The sequence below is a fragment of the Flavobacterium sp. ALD4 genome (assembly GCF_002836475.1).
Lineage (GTDB): Bacteria > Bacteroidota > Bacteroidia > Flavobacteriales > Flavobacteriaceae > Flavobacterium.
This window is the reverse complement of record NZ_PJBJ01000026.1, coordinates 34,628-53,957: the sequence shown is the minus strand read 5'-3', so window position 1 is coordinate 53,957 and position 19,330 is coordinate 34,628. Positions and strand designations below refer to the sequence as shown.

Genomic DNA, 19,330 nt, shown 5'->3' with positions numbered 1-19,330 from the left:
TTAAAAGTCGGCACTAATTTAAAAATAAAGCAGTAGCTTTATTTCTGGGAGATAATTACTTCCAGAATTTTTCTTGTTTGTAATACAGCCGTTTTGCTACTTTTAATATTTGCTTTAACAATGAAATACGACAGATAAAACTTATTCCAATTCATAAATAAGATGTTAAAAATCAAATGGTTACTAAAAACCCACTACCTGTATTGAAGTTTATTTTACATTTTATAAAATCAATAAAATAAGTCTTTTCATACTTCTATTAGCATACCATTATTAAGCTAGTAATCATTTCAGTTTGCCACTTATACCTTTTTTAAGGCCTCTACTCCTTAAAAAAAAGTACTCTAATTAAACAACAACTATTTTCCTGTCTGGTAGTTGCATATTATACTTTTAAAAAGTCTAAGTACTGTTTAATACCGTTTCCTCACATTCTAAGAACTCTGTTAATCTCTAATCTGTTAAAGTTAAAAACTACTATATATAAAAAATGGTCCGTTACCGGACCATTTTTTTTTATGCTATTCTCTAATCTTTACGAACTATTTTACTAAATCAAACCGGTCTAGGCTCATTACCTTGTCCCAAGCCTTAACAAAATCGTTTACAAATTTTTCTGATGAATCAGCACATCCATACACTTCGGCAATAGCACGAAGCTCTGAATTCGAGCCGAATATCAAATCTGCACGAGTACCAACACCTTTCAACTCTCCCGTAGTACGATTATGACCTTCAAAAATAGTATCAGCTTCAGAAACCGACTTCCATGTCGTTGTCATATCAAGAAGATTAAGGAAGAAGTCATTCGTTAACACTTCTGGACGCTGAGTAAATACGCCATGATTCGACTGATCAAAGTTGGTGTTCAATACCCGCATTCCTCCAAGTAGAACGGTCATTTGAGGTACTGTTAACGTCATTAATTGTGCTTTATCAATCAACATTTCCTCTGAAGAAATAGTATATTCCGCTTTTAAGTAATTACGAAAACCGTCTGCTTCAGGCTCTAGCACATCAAATGATTCTGCATCTGTCTGTTCTTGTGATGCATCAGCCCGCCCCGCTGTAAAAGGCACTATTACAGTATGACCGGCGCTTTTGGCTGCTCTTTCAATAGCTGCACAACCACCTAGAACAATTAAGTCGGCTATAGAGACCTTTTTATCATCAGATTGAGCCTTATTAAATGCTGCCTGAATATGGTCAAACACCTCTAATACTTTCGTTAGTTGAACTGGATTATTTACTTCCCAATCTTTTTGGGGTGCAAGACGAATCCGTGCGCCATTTGCTCCTCCACGTTTATCAGATCCACGGAAAGTAGATGCAGAAGCCCAAGCAGTAGAAACTAATTGCGATATTGATAGTCCTGAATCAAGTATTTTTAATTTTAGTGCTGTTATGTCAGCACTATCTATTATTTTGTGTGCTACAGCAGGAATAGGATCTTGCCAGATTAGTTCTTCTTTAGGAACGTCTTTACCAAGGTAACGTACTATTGGTCCCATATCGCGATGCATTAGTTTAAACCAAGCACGAGCAAACATATCTGCTAATACATCAGGGTTTTCATAATAGTATCGTGAAATTGGTTCGTAGATAGGATCCACTCTTAAAGCTAAATCACTCGTAAGCATAAACGGCGCATGACTCTTGGATGGATTGTGAGCATCTGGTACTGTGCCAGCACCTGCACCATTCTTAGGTCGCCACTGATGTGCACCCCCAGGACTCTTAGTTAACTCCCATTCAAATCCGAAAAGATTTTCAAAGTAGTTGTTACTCCACTTTGTAGGCGTAGCACTCCAAGCTCCTTCTAATCCACTAGAAATAGTATCTTCGCCTTTTCCAGTACGAAAACTATTTTTCCAACCAAGACCTTGCTCTTCAATTCCTGCTGCTGAAGGTTCAGGTCCTACATACTTCTCTGGATCTGCAGCACCATGTACTTTTCCAAAAGTATGACCACCAGCTATAAGCGCAACTGTTTCTTCGTCATTCATTGCCATACGTGCAAAAGTCTCACGAATATCACGTGCTGATAAAAGTGGGTCAGGATTTCCATTAGGTCCTTCAGGATTCACGTAAATAAGTCCCATTTGAACAGCTGCTAATGGATTTTCTAATTCACGCTCCAAAGTATACCGATTGTCATCCAACCATTTTCTTTCAGAGCCCCAATAAATATCTTCCTCGCTTTGCCAAATATCTTCGCGACCCCCACCAAAACCAAAGGTCTTTAATCCCATAGAATCAAGAGCACAGTTACCAGTTAAAACTATTAAGTCGGCCCATGAGATTTTCTTACCGTATTTCTGTTTGATAGGCCATAGTAATAAACGGGCCTTATCTAAGTTTGCATTGTCAGGCCAGCTATTGAGAGGTGCAAATCGTTGAGAACCGGCACCACTACCTCCACGACCGTCTGCAGTTCGATACGTACCCGCGCTATGCCAAGCCATTCTAATAAAAAATGGTCCATAATGACCATAATCTGCTGGCCACCAGTCTTGAGAATTTGTCATCAAATCGTATATGTCTTTCTTCACTGCATCAAGATCTAGACTTTTAAATTCTGCCGCATAATCAAAGTTCTCTCCCATGGGGTTAGAAAAGTCCGCATGCTGACGGAGTATATTCAATTGTAACTGATTTGGCCACCAGTCTTTATTACTTTTAGCACTTGCAGCGCTTTGCTTAGCCGCGGTTCCATCACCCGTAATTGGAGCGCTTCCCGAAAAGGGACACTTACTTTCGCTATTCATCTTATAAGATGATCCACTTGATTGATTATTATCTTCCATATTTATAAAATTTAGTTTTATTCGTTATTCAAAATTACAATAACTTTTTCGATAATTTTTATCTATACATTTTATATAACCATAGATATATACTATAGCCGTCATTTAAGACCTACTATCGTAAATATACAAAATTATCTATACTCGACAATAGGCTTTCAAGGAACCTTACATCATCCAGTTATTTGAAACCTGTTCAAAATGAAGTTTTTACGGAAGAAATTACTGACTGACGCGTACAGCGTCGAAGTCACCTATTTTATGGATATGAACTACCATGTCTCATTTATGATTAACCGGTAAATAATTAAAAGGCTAATTAATCAAACTTCAGTAGTACCGGCGATGGTTTAAGTAGGTTAAAAGGCTAACCAACTGCTTATAGAAAAATCACTTTCAAAATAACTGTTGATAGCCGCGCCTCTCTACAAAGTAGCGAAGCGTTAATTCTCTTTTTAAAACAGAACATAGTCTTTACTACTTATCGAGTGCACCTCGTTAAACCCCTTAAATCTAACTGAAAGTCGTTGTACCAGCCACCACAATAAAACCAACCAGTAAGAGTTCGTAATTATATTGAGTTAAAATTTGAACATTTGTTTAGTGACCAATAATTCCTCGAATACCAAAAGTTAAGCCGATGATCCAGGTAATTTTCTTAGGTGAAGAAAGATTTTTCATAATTATTTATTTTTGTTCTTGTTTGACAAAGAATACAATGATTAAGAAAAGGTTCCCCTGACTTGGTTTTTCGATAGGTCTGATTCCTATACCATAACAAATAATCAAGGCGAACCTAAAACATCCCTTTGTCAAACTCCGAGTATTATATAATTTTTGCTGTTAATTGGATAAATCTCAGAAGTGCTTTACTAACCAAATCCTATTTAAAAAGAAAAAGGCGACTAAGCCATTCCTGGCATTGGCTTAGATAATTGAAATACAATTCAATAAAAATAATCTGATGCGTCTCATGAGTAGTGGATCCAATTCATTAATACAGCTTTTAGAAAATAAGCTTAGGAGACTTCTTCAAAAGGAAAGGCATTAAACCGCTTTGAATCATCCTGCAAATCAACACCTAAGTGGACTCTTATTACATTATATAGCTAAACTAACTTCTTTTGAAGGCCCGACAATTCATGACATTATAGAAATACAGCACAAATTAAAGAATCGTCCAAGAAAAAGATTTAATTTTGAGAAAGCAAATTATGGGTTTAACCAAAAGCCAGTAGTTGCCACTTGAATCAAACATTACAATAAGAACGAGCAATAAAACATGATACAAGTATCCGACAAACTTACGTTAACGTCCATTTCAATTACTGACCAGGAACAATTGTACGACTTAATGTCCAGAATATACCTTCCCGAATACCGCCACCTGTGGTTCGATGATGGCAGTTGGTATATGAAAAAAATATATTCCTACGCTAATTTGGCAATGGATCTCGACAATCCTAATTCATCCTATTATTTTGTTCACTATCAATCTGAAACAATTGGAATATTAAAACTAATCGAAAATGTTCCTTTGATTGAATTTAAAGATCTAAAATCCGCTAAACTAGATCGAATTTATCTAGACCCTGCTTTTCATGGCAAAGGCATCGGAAAAACCCTTGTCCATTGGACAGAAAACAGATTGGCAGCTAGTGGTCATTCCATTTTATGGTTGGAAGCAATAGATACCCAGAAAAAAGCAGTAGTATTTTATGAAAAAATGGACTTCCAAATTTGTGGTACATTTGACTTAGAATTTGAATTAATCCATCCTAATTTAAGAGGAATGTATCGCATGTACAAAAATATTTAATGCATGAAAAAAAAAGAGGTAATCTCCCAGATATACCTGTTAAATAACTGTTTTTCAATACTTAAAGTATTTTTTTTTCTTAACTTTGCAAAGTAGATTAATCTGTATCAAATTGACACACCTTAATTCATTTTTCAGGTATTAGCCCAAAGAAAAACAATATTAATACATACAGAAAGTGAGAAAATTATTCTTTGTTTTACTATCAATAGGACTCTTCTTATTACCCATCAACATTTTTTCTAAAAATGCTGCAAACAAAACTTATGCATCTTCTGAATTAACTAGTAGAGCAGAGGAAAAGCTTTTGCAACAGGTAAAACGCATAAAGGAATTAGTTCAGCACAATTCTAATTATAATCCTGAAATCGCCTTTTTTATTGACATGCAAGTCATGTCAGGAAAAAATAGGTTTTTTATATACGACCTAAAAAACAATGTGATATTGGATCAAGGATTGGTAGCCCATGGTTTCGGTTCGAGAATAAAAATCGACGGAGACCAAAAATTCAGTAATGAAAATGGCTCTCTTTGCACCTCATTAGGCCGTTACAGGATCGGACAAAGCTATAACGGTCAATTTGGCAAAGCTTACAAATTACATGGATTAGATGCCACTAACGACAAATCATTCTCTAGAAACATTGTACTACATAAAAGTTGCGATGTGCCTTATGAAGAGCAAAATAACCAAATAGAGTATAGTTTTGGCTGTCCAATGGTAAATGAAATATATTATGAACGAATTGAAAAACGAATTGACGGTTCGAAGCGTACGATCATTTTAGACATATACTATTAAATAGAAGCTGTCTAGATTTCCAATATATATTTTCGCTTACATTCTCTATACCTAATAAGAGAAAAAGTGTCGCTTAGATGTGTGAATCATGTAATTTATTTTTTGTTATATGTAACACTTTCCGTCACAAAAAGCTTAAATTTACATAATAACAAAATCACTATAAAGAAGGTCTTGTGTTAAAAAAAACGGGAAATATTGTCTTATCTTATTTTCAACACTTTCTTTCAGTAAAAAAAATTAACAACAAATAAAATATACATTTATGACTATCCAATTAAATTCAGATAATAACTTAACATTACACGAAGCATTCAGAGCACAATTAACTACGTTACTATCTGAAGAATTAAACAGATTTAGCGGACATATTACGAGGTTAGAAGTTCATTTTTCAGATGAAAACGGACACAAAGAAGGACAAAACGATAAACTTTGTAAACTGGAAGCAAGACTTGAAGGAATGAAACCAATTGTTGTCTCAAATCAAGGAAACACACATGAATTAGCCGTAAAAGGTGCCATTAACAAGCTAAAAACATCTCTTGACAGTACACTAGGTCGTTTGAATAATCATTAATGTAAAAGACAGTCAAACTCGTTTTGATTCTAGACTGCATTACATCCAATTACTAAGGCACTTTCGCTGTTAATTAACATATAAATCAATACGGAAAGCGCCCTCATTTACAAAAGTAAATGAGGGCGCTTTTTTTTATACCACTTTTTAAACTGTTTTCGTTCTTCTGCTGATCATTTGGAAATTTTCAACAGTTACCAAACTGCTAAACAGAAATTACTAGAAACGGGAATTAGGATATTTGAACTCCTTACGGATTTCATGAAACGCATCAAAACCTGGACAAGAAAAATTATTAAAAAAGCTGTTTTGTAATATATGACAAACCATACTACAGTTTTATATAGTAAAGGGAGTCAAATTACAAAGTTTTATTTTCAAGTAGATTCATCTTGGTACGGGCTTTATCAGTTTAAAAAAATATATCTTTAGAAACGAATCAAATTACAAACCAACAACAACAAACCGAAGTGCTGCAAAAAGACAACAAACAACTCATCAATGCCTGGGCCTCATTTGACTGGTCAAATTCAGTTTATAATCTAATTGTAACCACCGCAATTTTCCCTATTTATTATTTGAATACTACTCAAGCTGCTTTTGGAGGGGAAATGGTTCAGTTTTTTGGAGCCCAAATTAAAAACTCCGTACTATTTTCCTATGCCATATCCTTTTCCTTCCTCATAATTGTGCTTCTTTCCCCTATTCTTTCCGGTGTCGCCGATTACAGCGGATTAAAAAAACGCTTTATGCAATTCTTCACCTATCTGGGGTCGTTGTCTTGTATGGGACTTTACTTCTTTACAGGGGAAAATATTGAATATGGAATTGCTTGTTCCATTTTAGCAAGTATAGGCTATGCTGGATCTTTGGTATTCTACAATGGTTTTTTACCAGAGGTTTCTTCCGCCGAACGAATGGACCAAGTAAGTGCCCGTGGATTTGCAATGGGATACACAGGCAGTATTATTTTATTGATTGTAAATTTGCTGTTGTATCAAAAATATGCCGTTTTCGGTTTTGAAAGCGCTGGTTCAGCTACCCGATTTGGTTTTATTCTGGTCGGTGTATGGTGGATGGGATTTGCCCAAATTGCCTTTTATTATTTAAAAGATCGTGCAACGGGGAAACCGATAAGTTTAGATATAATAGGTCATGGCCTTAGAGAATTGAAGAAAGTCTTTGCGGCAGTTGGCCAAAAACAAGTAATGAAACGCTTTCTCATCTCGTTTTTCCTATTCAGTATGGGAGTTCAAACTGTTATGCTATTAGCGCCACTGTTTGCAGACAAAGAGATTGGAATGGGTGCGGACGAAATGATTTATATCGTTTTGATTTTGCAAGTATTGGCTATTGGCGGCGCTTACTTTTTTGCTTGGGTTTCCAATAAAAAAGGAAATGGATTTGCGATCAGCTGTACCTTAATTATTTGGATTGTCATCTGTATTGCCGGCTACTATCTGAAAGAAAAATTGACGTTTTACACTTTAGCTGCTTTTTTAGGATTTGTGATGGGAGGAATACAATCCATTTCCAGATCCACTTATTCAAAGCTAATTCCCTTAGAGACAAAAGACACAGCTTCTTATTTTAGTTTCTATGACATCACTGAGAAATTTGCAATTGTGATTGGATCTTTATCCTACGGATTAATAGATCAGGTTACGGGAAGCATGCGATACAGTATGGTTTTTATGTCACTCTTTTTCATTACTGGTTTTATTGCCCTTCAAACGGCTAATCTTAAACAGCATATCAAATGATTTATCGTTTGTTAAGACAAATCATTAAATTATCTCTTTTTATTTATTTTAAAAAGATTGTCGTTACGGGGAAAAACAATATTCCGGCCGCTGGCCCCATGATTATTGTAGCCAATCACCCCAACACGTTAATCGATCCTTTAATAATCACCTCCATAACCAAGCAAAAAATTGGGTTTATTGCCAATGCAGGACTTTTTTCGAATAAAATACTGGCAAGAATTTTTAATTTTTTTAATGTCATCCCTATCTATAGAAAAAAAGACATCTTGCACGGCGAAAAACCGGACAACAGAACTGCTTTTTCTAAATGCCATGAGTATCTGTCAAAAGGGAATACTATTCTCACCTTTCCCGAAGGCAGCAGTCTCTATGAACTTAATTTGAGGGAAATAAAAACAGGTACTGCGAGAATTGCATTGAGTTATGAAGAACTTCAGAGTTTTGACGGAAATTTAAAAATACTTCCCATCGCATTAGATTATTCTGATTCGATACAGTTTAGAAGCAACATTTCAGTCACTGTAAGCGAACCAATATCCATTGACAAATACAAGCGGGCTTACGCAAATAACGACTTTAAAACGGTCTTGAAACTAACAGAATACATTAGAAAAGAACTTGCGAAAAGCATTCCTCAAACCTACTCTAAAACGCAGGAAGAGTTCCTGGTTAAGTCCTATAAGTTTTACATTACTTTTAGTGAGCCAATGACTGATTTACAGCTCGACACAAAGAAATCTTTAGCGTTGAGGAACCAAGTTTCAAAAGCACTAATTTACACCCTTGAACACCATCCCGACCTTTACTACGATATACAAACAGCGGTACTGTCCTTCTTTAAACTACTTACCGAAGAACGATTGACACCTGGTTTTTTCACAGATCATTTCCTTCAAAAAAATAAGGTGATGGTTTGCCTGAATTATTTTTTAAAATTTATTTTTCTAGCACCAGTATATATCTTTGGGTTACTCATCAATTATTTGCCTTATATCATTCCTTCGCGAGTATTTAAGGCCTTGAAAATTGATATCGAATACAAGGCTTCTGTAGAAATGATTACTGGGCTACTGCTGTTTCCGCTTTTTTACTCGCTGGAAATTTGGCTGTTCAGACAGTACATCAGCTCTGATTTTTCATATACTCTGCTACTATTCCTTGCCTTTCTAATCTCCGGTTATGTCGCAATGTATTATTGGACAGAAATCAAACGTTTTAGAAGAGTAATCAATTTTTACTTTTTCATGAATTCCGAGAGAAAGCGAAAACTGTTACAACTGCGAGATGAAATTTTGACTAATATGGGAAAGGCGCGTGAAAGTATTATTTAAAGAGAATAAAACCAAGCGCCATAAAAACAACAAAAATCCTTTTATGTTGTAAAAAAAAACAGACTTGAAGAAGCTTCAAGTCTGTTTTTTTTTTTCTAATTGGCCGCCACTTTATAAGTAGGATCCTCAATGATATTAATGTCAATAACATCATCTGCAGCATGAAGCAACTCACGACAGTCAGCGCTTAAATATCTCAAATGGAGTTTTTTACCCGCTTTTGCATAGCGTTCTGTTAATTTATGTACGGCGTCAATAGCGCTCATATCCGTGATTTTGCTTTCTCTAAAATCAACAATTACCTCATCCGGGTCATCAAGCACATCAAATTTTTCGGCAAAAGCAGTGGTGGAACCAAAAAATAATGGTCCGTATATTTCATAATGCTTAACCCCTTTATCATCGATATATTTTCTGGCACGAATGCGTTTGGCACTCTCCCAAGCAAAAACCAAAGCTGAAATGATAACTCCAATCAAAACTGCTAACGCCAAATTATGTAATAAAACAGTAATGATTGCCACTAAGACTCCAACAAATATATCGTGTTTAGGCATTTTATTGATTATTCTAAAACTAATCCATTCAAATGTACCTATCGCCACCATTACCATCACTCCTACCAAAGCGGCTATGGGCAATAATTCAATTACTGGTGCTCCAAACAAAATAATCACAAGAATCGCCAAGGAGGCTACTATACCTGATAAACGAGCTCTGGAACCTGCAGAAAGGTTAACCAAAGTCTGAGCTATCATAGGACATCCTCCCATTCCGAAGAAAAAACCATTTAAAACATTAGCACTTCCTTGGGCAATACATTCGCGGTTACCGCTTCCTTTTGTCCCCGTTATTTCATCCACTAAGTTTAAGGTCAACAATCCCTCTGTTAATCCTACTGAGGCCATAATTAGCGCATATGGGAAAATTATTTTTAAAGTTTCTAAACTTAAAGTAATATCAGGAATATGAAAAGGGGGAAATCCACCACTTATGGAAGCAATATCCGCAACCGTTTTTGTTTCAATTCCCAACCCTAAAACCAATCCAAAAACCACGATTATGGCTACTAATGAAGCTGGTACAGCTTTAGTTACTTTAGGAAGAAATATCACAATTGCAATAGTTAAAGCCACCAAACCGAGCATAATAAACATAGGGCTGCCGGATAACCAAACACTCTCCCCATTTACAATCGTTTTGAACTGCTCCAGCTGAGACATAAAAATAATTATCGCTAAACCATTCACAAAACCAAACATTACGGGCTGTGGCACCAGACGTATGAATTTACCTAACTTAAACAGACCAATCAAAATCTGTATAACCCCTGCCAAAGCAACAGCCGCAAATACATATTCTAACCCGTTTGACTTCATCAAAGCAATTAAAACAATCACTGTTGCCCCTGCTCCACCGGATACCATTCCTGGTCTACCTCCAAATATAGCGGTAACTAAGCCCATTATAAATGCAGCATACAATCCAACTAAGGGGGGAAAGCCAGCTAATATCGCAAATGACAATGACTCTGGAATCATGGTCATAGCAACTGTTAAACCTGCTAAAACTTCAGTTCTGTAATTGACTTTTTGTGTGAAATCGAATAAGTTGAAATACTGTTTCATTTTATTTTATAAAATATTGATGAGTTTATGGTCCGGAAAAGAGCTGTAAATTAAAAATCAACCTCTAAAACCAATAAAAAAATTGACGTGTAACCATTTGCCTAAAATGGCGTAGCCTACTGTTTAAGAAAAAAAATATTCTTTTAATCTGCAAATGTACTTTTTTTTAATGGGTGTTCAAAAAGGAATGTAGATATGTTAAAACAGATGGGATAATAAATCATCTATGAAAACCAATTTAAAAGCATACGCATCTTAAAAACAGGTAATTATACAGTCAATCAATACTGTTATTTTTGTTAAATTTATACTGTGGAGTTTTAATGATCTCCTTTTCCTATCAAACGTATACACTTTGAATAACATCATCTTTATAAATTAAAAAACGAAGAATTATAGAATCAAGATGTTAGAAGCCAAATACATCAGCCATGATGTAAAATGTTTTAAAGTTGAAAAACCTGTACGCTATGATTTTACTCCTGATTAGGCAGCTGAAGTTTCCATAATACTTCCGGAATTGAAAGATAAGACAAGGCCCTTCACCTTTACCTACTTGAGGAAAGAAAATTATCTTGAATTCATGATTAAGATTTACAAAGAACATCAAGGGGTCCCTAATATGCTTGGACGAATAAATGCCCGAAAGGAATCAATTATATATGATGTTTGGACCACCATTGAATGCAAAGAGCCAAGAGGTTTTATTGCTGGAGGTGCTCACATTACTCCGTTTATTTCAATATTTAGAAATTTATGTACAATCAAAAGCGTATCAGCAAATGCCTCTTATACTTCAATAAAACTTTAGAAGGTGTCATTGTGAAAGATGAATTAAAGGAAATGTGACAAGAAGATATTATAGATTTATATACTCGATAAAAAGTAATGGGTTTTATAGGAAAACGAATTGACCGTTAATACTTTATTGAAAATAGTACATACTTTGATCAACACTTCTATATCTGTAGCTCCATTGAATTTATGAAAAAACAATCTACCTATTTGGTGGATTTAGGAGCAAATATTAATGCAGTTGTTTTCGGAAAATATTAAAATGAGAATAATCAGTACAGTCTACTATCTCTATTTTAATACTCATTGAACCCTTTTATTTACTTTGTAAAAAACTACTACTCAGCGCAGCGATTTTTAAATATAAAAAAATTCTCGTACCACATTAATTGACACTACTGTCTGCGTTAGACCTTTAAGAGAAGTCGTTTTACCCTTACAATTAACTCGTTTGGACTAAATGGCTTCGTTATAAAATCATCTGCACCTACTTCGAAAGCTACCAAAACCGTCTTCTCTAAGCCAACGGCAGATAATACAATTATAGGAATGTTGAGTTTTAATTCGGTTTTCACCTTTCTGATAATATCAATTCCGGTAACAAACGGCATCATGATATCTGTTATTATTACATCTGGATTATCAGTAATAATTTTAGTAATCGCTTCTTCGCCGTTCGCACATGTGATTACATCAAAACCTTCTCTTTTTAGCTTAAACTCCATTGTTTTAAGCATCATTTCATCATCTTCGGCTATTAAAATTTTCATTTGATTTAATTTAATTACTATTTGGGGAAAATAATTATTTAAAAAACTAAGTTTGCTATCTCTGTCACAAGGATATCTATTTCAAAATTTCTATTGGTAGGTCATTAATTATAATGATTAATAAATAAAACTATCAGAGTACTTTATTTGTATTTAATGCTATGCGCCAAAATTAGACTACGTTATTGATGAGACACGCAATAATGATTCCAATTCAGTAAAAACAGACTGGCAAATTTCATTAAGATGGATTACTTCCTCTTTCCGCTTTTGTCCAAAAGGATTCATATTAATTTCTTCCTCAATAATTCCAATACTTTTTGATGCTGAAACAATCCCTAACAAACTGATAGAAGACTTAAATTTATGCACTTCAGATTTTAGAATGTTAATATCATCCGCTTCATTTGATTCCAATATTATTTGTAATGTTATTGGAGAATTCTGTATGAATAAGAGTAGCATTTCTTTGACGAAATCAGCATCTCCATCAGCAAATTCATTTAAACACTTAAAATCAATTAATTTTTCAGCTTTGATTGTCTGGATAGATGAGTCAGAAGAAACAGTAGTATTTGTGTTCATTAAATTATTGTATAGCTTTTCAAGTAATACCTTAAAATGAAATGGTTTTGATAAATAATCATTCATTCCATTTTCCATACAGCGCTTTTCTTCTTTTAATGTAGCATGAGCTGTCAATGCTATTATTGGGACATTTGATTTGGCCCCCATATGATTTCGAATATATTTTGTCAGTTCATTCCCATCCATTTCAGGCATTTGAATGTCCATCAAAATAATATCGTAATTATTCTGTTCCATTTTGTCAATGGCTATTTTTCCATTACCGGCAATATCGATTTCTTTCTCCCATTTGTTAAATACTTTAATGGCTAAAAGTTGGTTTAGTTCGTTATCCTCAACCAATAGTATTTTTATGTCTTTTAGGAAATCAGGAGTTAACTTTTTGTTTTCAATTAAAGCGATATCAGTTGCTCCACTATTATCTTTTGCGTATTGTATCAGGAATGAAAAGGCACTTCCTTTTCCCATTTCACTATTCACGGCTATAGCGCTACCATGAAGTTCAATCAGTTTTCGGGTTATGGTTAAACCCAACCCTGTGCCTCCAAATTTTCTCGTCGTTTCATTCGAAGCCTGATTAAAACTTTCAAATATGGAATCTATTTTGTCCTGCGGAATACCGATACCTGTGTCTGTCACCGTAAACCGAATAAAAGTTTCTGTATCAGATTCTTTTTCTTGAGAAATATCCAACTCAACAGATCCTTTTTCTGTAAATTTCAAGGCATTCCCTAACAAATTAATCAAAATTCGAGACAACTTCGTGGGGTCTCCAATTAAGGTATCATTGATTTCTGGATCAATTTTATAAAGTAACTTTACCTTCTTCTCTTTAGCGATTGTAGAAAGCAACTCTATTACGGTTTTGATATTCTTTGATAAAGAGAAATTTACTTCTTCAATTATCATTTTATCTGCTTCAATTTTTGAAAAATCAAGAATGTCATTTATAATAACCATTAAGCTTTTCCCAGCTCTTTTAATGGCTTTTACACTTTGTTCCTGATCATTGTCTAAAACTGTTCCCTCTAGAATTCTTGCAAACCCAATAATACCATTCATTGGAGTACGGATTTCATGACTCATGTTAGTAAGAAACTGTTCCTTTACTCGCACTGATTGCTCTGCCAGTTCTTTTGCTTTTGTAAGCTCCCGTTCAATATATTTTTGATCAGTGACATCTTGAATCGTTCCTAAAATTTTGAGGGGTTCATTATACTCATCATTCAGACATTTTATGTACTCATTAATGTATTTAACAGCTCCGTTTTTCCCTGTTAAACTATGACTAAACTTTACTTCTGAATTATTATTTTCAACCAGCTTTAGGTTTTTTTCAAATAGTTTGACATTATCTGAACTAATTAAGCGAGATTTTAAAAGATCCAATGAGGGAGTACTGTTTTCTTCTATTTCAAAAATAGTATAAACTTGTTCAGAGAAAAAAACCTTTTTATCAATTAGGTTTAATTCCCAAAATCCAATTTTGGCAAGTTTTTGAGCTTCTGAAAGTCGGTTTGCGTTAATTTTTAAAGCTAATTCCGTTTTCTTGCGATGAATAAGGCTCTCGTGGAGCTTAAGGGCATTCCTTATGCTGAGGGATACACCGTCAGGATTCAATAATGATTTTGGAATGTAATCTGACGCCCCACCCAAAATAGCCTGACTGGCAATTTTTTCATCTCCCTGGGAAGTTACAAAAATTACCGGCGTCTCTATTCCTAAATTCTTCAGGATTTTCAGAAAAGAAATACCGTCGCTATCAGGCATCAAATAATCCAAAAAGATTAAATCATAAGCGAATGATTTAATCTTTTCAATGCCATCTTTGGCGGAAAAAGCACTTTCCACATCTGCTAAGATGCCAGAATGTGAAATAGATCGGATAATAGTAATCAAATCGACTTTGTCATCATCAATCACTAATATTTTTAAAGCTACAGCCATATTATTTTATCTTTTTTCAATTGAATATTCAATAATATTCCAATAATTATTTAAGATTGAAAAAAAATCAATGTTTTTGTCGCTATCAATTGGTTTACGTAGGTATCCTGCAATATTTAAATTTAAAGCATCAATTTTATTTTTCTCATTATCTGTATCTGTGATTACAAATACTAATATTGATTTTAAATCAGCATCCCTCCTTATCTTATTTATTAAACCTATACCATTAATCCCCTCCTGATTAATATCAATCAAAAGAATTTTAGGTGTTGGAGAAACTTTATGATTGCCGTGAAGTTGATTCCAGGCTTCTAAATCATTTTTAGCAAAATGTAAAGTAGCTTTTATATCGAGTATTAAAAATGCCTTTTTGGTATTTTCAATGTCTACTTTACAATTATCCACTAACAAGATGTTTGAGTTTATCATAATTTGCTATTATTACTATTATTCGATGCTACATTTCACACAAAGACCAAAAATTCTTAAGTGTAGCAACAGAGGAGATAAATTTCTCGAAAGATAATGGTTTTAAAATATACCCAGCCACATTAAGATTATAGGCATTAATTTTATCACTATCCTCGTTTGAAGTAGTCATAACAAAGACGGAGATGTTTTTAAGATTTTCATCCATTCTTAGTTCTTTAAGGAATTCTATTCCATTCATCTTAGGCATATTAATATCCAATATGATAATTCTTGGCAAAGGAACAATAGAGCCACGCAACATCTCTAGTGCCTCAACGCCATTTCCGGCTACATAAAGATCATTCTTAATATTATTTTTTGAGAATGCTCGTTTTACATTCATTACATCGACCTCATCATCTTCTACCAGTAGAATGTTTACCAATTTCTGCATCATAATTCTAAGTATTTATTGTTATTGTTTTAGGCCAATTAAATCTAAAAACTGAGCCGTAATTTAATCTAGGAGTATATCGTATTGTTCCTCCTAGCATTTTTATTATTTTGTCGCATATTGCTAACCCTGCACCAGTTGAATCAACAACATCCTTCGAGTTAACGGTATAGAAAATAGAAAATATCTTGTCTTTTACCTCTTCCGGAATACCGGGGCCATCATCGCTAATCATTATTTCATAATCGCTTTCGTTTTCAATTATTTCAATAAATACATTCTTCTTTTCTTTGTCATGAAATTGAATGGCATTATGAAGCAAACTATAAATTACTTTTTCTAATTTTTTACCCAAAGTAATGCATTTTTCATCAACTAAATTATAACTAACATGAAATTCTACGTTTTTTTTGTCCCCCAGCATTGCAATACAATCATTTACCAATTTTGGAATACTCACTTCGAATAGGTCCATTTTCGTTCTTTTGACATGCGAAAATTCTAATAAAGCGTTCATCATGTTTTCCAGACGTCCTACTCTATTTTTTAATAAATTAAAATTATCTAAAATATCCTTATCAACATCAGTGCCTAAATCATCTTCGATCCAAGTAGCAATGTTTACGATAGCCCTCATTGGTGTTTTTATATCATGGGACACAATATAAACAAAATCTTCAAATTCTTTTTTAAGAGCTATTAATTCCTCTTGACATTTTTTTTCTGACTCCATCATTTTCATTTATTTAGGAACTGTAAAAATAAAACTTGCGCCTTTATCTTCTTCAGATTCAATACGAATAGTACCTCCCTTTTCTTCAACTATCTTTTGTACAATTGACAATCCAACACCTGTACTTTCCTTTTTATCCCTAGCTTCAATAGTTTGAAAAACTTTAAATACTTTTTCATGGTATTCTTTTGCTATTCCGGGGCCATTATCTTTTATGGTAAATTGGTGAAAACCAGGCAATGATTCATAGAGGCATTCTATTTTCCCTATTGGTTTGTCATTATACTTTATTGCATTACTGATAAGATTAGTGAAAATCTGCTGAAATAATATTCTTGCAATTTTAATTTCAGGAATATTGTCTGCAATATAAACGACATACCCTTCAGTGGGTACAATTGTTTCAACAATATAATGTAACATTTTTTTCAAGTCAGTTAGCTGTTTTTCAATCAACACTTTACCAATACGGGAATAATCTAAAACGCCATTAATTAAATTCTCCATGCGCATGACACGACCTCGTAACAATCCAAAATTACTACTTACCTCAGCAGGCATCTCAGGCATATCTTCCATAATCCACTCCGAAAGATTATTGATAGCCCTAAGAGGAGCCTTGAGGTCATGAGAAACGATATAAGCAAACTGATCCAATTCCTTATTCTTTTTTTCAAGATCAGTTAATGCATTGTTTAAATTTTTCTGTGCTTGTTTTTGCTCCGTAATATCTGAACTGATCGCGATATATTGATATGGTTTTCCCTCATTATCTAAAAAAGGAACAATGGTTGAATACACCCAGTAAAATGACCCGTCTTTAGCAACATTCATTATCTCTCCTTGCCATACTTGCCCATTAGCAATGACCTTCCACATGTTTTTAATGAACTTATTTAATTTATAATGTGGATTATCAAGGTAATGATATTGACCAAGAAGTTCTTTTTTCGAATATTTAGAAATGGAACAAAATTTATCATTCACAAAATTAATAATACCTTTTTGATCTGTAATTGTAACTATCGAAGATTCATCTAAAGCAGACCTAACATCATTTATTTCTTTTGCTTTTTCAATTATGATTTGTTCGGCTAACGTTTTTTCGGTAATATCTTGAATTGTCCCTTGTATTCCAACCACTTCTCCTCTCCGGTTTTTATATGGCTGGCCTATTTCTAAAATCTGCTTTATTCTGCTGTCCGGCAAGACTATTCTATAACTAACTTTAAAATCTTTACCTGTTTTTACGATATTTTCACTTAACTCATCTAAAACCACTAAGTCTTCGGGATGGATGCGACTTCGATAAGCATTATTAAGTTCATTTTCAGGTAATTTTTCCAATTCAAAAACACTATAATGCCCTTTTGACCAAATCAGATTATTTGTATTTATATCATATTTCCAACTTCCTGTTTTAGCTATCCGTTGGGATTCATCTAATAAGTTATTGCTGTTGATTAAATTAAGTTCGGCTTCCTTTTCCTTTGAAATATCCTTGGCTATTCCTAAGTAACCAGTTATTTCCCCTATACTATTCTTAATGGCAGTGATTGATAACTGTACTGGAAAGGTCGTCCCATCTTTTCTTAAATACGTCCACTCATGCGTATCAGCGACCCCAGATTTTCGAGTTTTAATAAAAAGCACATCAAATCCCGGCTCAACAATTTCACCGAGTTCCTTAATTAAGTCTTGGGAACGTTGTACAACCTCGTTTACCGAATGGAAAATAGCCACTGAGCTTTTTCCTACCAATTCATCTGCTTTATAACCCAGTAAAACTTCAGCTCCCTTATTAAATTCTTTCACCATACCGTCAAGGTCCGTCGCTATTATCGAGAATTCAGAAGCATTAAGTATCGCTTTCAACTCATTACTAGTTTGTACTACTATTTCTTGTTGACTTCGTTCAAAAGTGACATCTCTCGCTGTACAATATAGATTTCCTGTTTCTGGCTCTGGTGTTACGTTCCAGCTTAACAGAACGTAAGCTCCATTTTTAGAGCGGTATCGGTTTTCAAAACTAATCGTCTTTTGTCCTTGCGCAAGTTTCTCTACTTCTTTATCGCTAATTTCTATATCTTCAGAGTGAATAAAACCTACAAATGGTATGCCTTCCAACTCTTCTTTGGAATATCCTAAAACATCGGTAAAAGCCGAATTTACTTTCTGTAATGTACCGTCTATGTTAGCGATACAAACTAAATCTTTTGAGAGTTCAAGAAAGTTCTGAAATTCCTGTTGAGTACTTTTAAGGGCTATATTTTTTTTTCGCAGATCCAACAATAAAACAACTTGATTAGCCAATAGTTTTAATGCGTTTTTCTGTTCATCAGAAAGTATTCTTGGCTTTGTATCTATTACGCACAATGAGCCTAAATTGAATCCGTTAACATCATGAAGTGGAGCACCGGCATAAAACCGAATGTCAGGATTACCGGTCACTAAGGGATTATCGGCAAAAGTTTCATTTTCCAATGCGTTATTAACTTCATATACCTCCTCTCCCATAATTGCATATTGGCAAAAAGAGATGTCCCGGGGAGTTTCAATAGCACTTAAACCTACACTTGATTTAAACCATTGACGACCTTCATCTAATAAACTTATTAAAGCTATCGGAGTCCCACAAATGTAAGAAGCTAACTGTGTGATAGAATCATACTCTTGTTCAGGCAAAGAATCCATAATTGAATAACTTTCAAGAGCCTTAAGCCTTTCTGATTCGTTTAACGGCAATACTGATTTTTTCATTATTTGAAGCGGGTATTGATTTGGGGTCAATTGCTTGAAAAAAAACTATGTATTTGAAGTGTTAAACACGTATTTACCATGCAGCAACAATAAATAGTTTATTCTCCAGAGTATACAAAAATAAAATAATAATTGA

14 protein-coding genes are annotated in these 19,330 nt (G+C 34.1%); 6 read left to right on the top strand and 8 right to left on the bottom strand.

Translation table 11 applies throughout. The features are described 5' to 3' along the window. Nucleotides 1–542: 542 nt before the first annotated feature. Nucleotides 543–2,807 (bottom strand): catalase/peroxidase HPI, encoded by a 2,265-nt coding sequence (gene katG / locus CXF59_RS06135; RefSeq protein ID WP_101136962.1) that lies wholly within the window; start codon nt 2,805–2,807, stop codon nt 543–545. Between the two features lie 1,282 nt (nt 2,808–4,089). On the opposite strand from katG, the gene CXF59_RS06130 reads away from it, so the two are divergent. The 5 genes from CXF59_RS06130 (at nt 4,090) to CXF59_RS06110 (ending at nt 9,105) form a co-directional block, all read left to right on the top strand. Then, the gene (locus CXF59_RS06130) at nt 4,090–4,626 is read left to right on the top strand and encodes a GNAT family N-acetyltransferase (RefSeq protein ID WP_101136961.1); all 537 of its coding nucleotides are present in this window, start codon (nt 4,090–4,092) and stop codon (nt 4,624–4,626) included. A gap of 178 nt (nt 4,627–4,804) precedes the next feature. Then, complete coding sequence (locus CXF59_RS06125) at nt 4,805–5,428, top strand: murein L,D-transpeptidase catalytic domain-containing protein (protein WP_232758708.1); 624 nt, start codon at nt 4,805–4,807, stop codon at nt 5,426–5,428. 265 nt (nt 5,429–5,693) lie between these two features. Further along, nucleotides 5,694–6,008: an HPF/RaiA family ribosome-associated protein gene (locus CXF59_RS06120; RefSeq protein ID WP_101136959.1), complete on the top strand. Its 315-nt coding sequence runs from the start codon at nt 5,694–5,696 to the stop codon at nt 6,006–6,008. Nucleotides 6,009–6,478: 470 nt separating this feature from the next. Continuing rightward, nucleotides 6,479–7,771: an MFS transporter gene (locus CXF59_RS06115; protein WP_101136958.1), complete on the top strand. Its 1,293-nt coding sequence runs from the start codon at nt 6,479–6,481 to the stop codon at nt 7,769–7,771. After that, nucleotides 7,768–9,105: a 1-acyl-sn-glycerol-3-phosphate acyltransferase gene (locus CXF59_RS06110; protein WP_101136957.1), complete on the top strand. Its 1,338-nt coding sequence runs from the start codon at nt 7,768–7,770 to the stop codon at nt 9,103–9,105. Before CXF59_RS06115 ends, CXF59_RS06110 begins: the two co-directional genes overlap by 4 nt. Nucleotides 9,106–9,200: 95 nt before the next feature. Here the strand turns inward: CXF59_RS06110 and CXF59_RS06105 are convergent, their stop codons facing one another. After that, complete coding sequence (locus tag CXF59_RS06105; protein ID WP_101136956.1) at nt 9,201–10,733, bottom strand: SulP family inorganic anion transporter; 1,533 nt, start codon at nt 10,731–10,733, stop codon at nt 9,201–9,203. Nucleotides 10,734–11,253: 520 nt separating this feature from the next. Here CXF59_RS06105 and CXF59_RS06100 point away from each other — a divergent pair. Beyond that, complete coding sequence (locus tag CXF59_RS06100; protein WP_157824538.1) at nt 11,254–11,544, top strand: hypothetical protein; 291 nt, start codon at nt 11,254–11,256, stop codon at nt 11,542–11,544. A gap of 391 nt (nt 11,545–11,935) precedes the next feature. Here the strand turns inward: CXF59_RS06100 and CXF59_RS06095 are convergent, their stop codons facing one another. The 6 genes from CXF59_RS06095 to CXF59_RS06070 form a co-directional block, all read right to left on the bottom strand. Beyond that, nucleotides 11,936–12,298 (bottom strand): response regulator transcription factor, encoded by a 363-nt coding sequence (locus CXF59_RS06095; protein WP_101136954.1) that lies wholly within the window; start codon nt 12,296–12,298, stop codon nt 11,936–11,938. A 177-nt stretch (nt 12,299–12,475) separates the two neighbouring features. After that, complete coding sequence (locus CXF59_RS06090) at nt 12,476–14,833, bottom strand: response regulator (RefSeq protein WP_101136953.1); 2,358 nt, start codon at nt 14,831–14,833, stop codon at nt 12,476–12,478. Nucleotides 14,834–14,839: 6 nt separating this feature from the next. Then, complete coding sequence (locus CXF59_RS06085) at nt 14,840–15,265, bottom strand: response regulator (protein ID WP_101136952.1); 426 nt, start codon at nt 15,263–15,265, stop codon at nt 14,840–14,842. Nucleotides 15,266–15,293: 28 nt separating this feature from the next. Then, nucleotides 15,294–15,704, bottom strand: a complete 411-nt coding sequence (locus CXF59_RS06080) for a response regulator (RefSeq protein ID WP_101136951.1) — start codon at nt 15,702–15,704, stop codon at nt 15,294–15,296. A gap of 4 nt (nt 15,705–15,708) precedes the next feature. Next, nucleotides 15,709–16,437, bottom strand: a complete 729-nt coding sequence (locus tag CXF59_RS06075) for an ATP-binding protein (RefSeq protein WP_232758706.1) — start codon at nt 16,435–16,437, stop codon at nt 15,709–15,711. A gap of 6 nt (nt 16,438–16,443) precedes the next feature. After that, a complete protein-coding gene (locus CXF59_RS06070; RefSeq protein ID WP_101136950.1) occupies nt 16,444–19,194 on the bottom strand; it encodes a PAS domain S-box protein in 2,751 nt (916 codons plus the stop codon). Nucleotides 19,195–19,330: the final 136 nt, after the last annotated feature.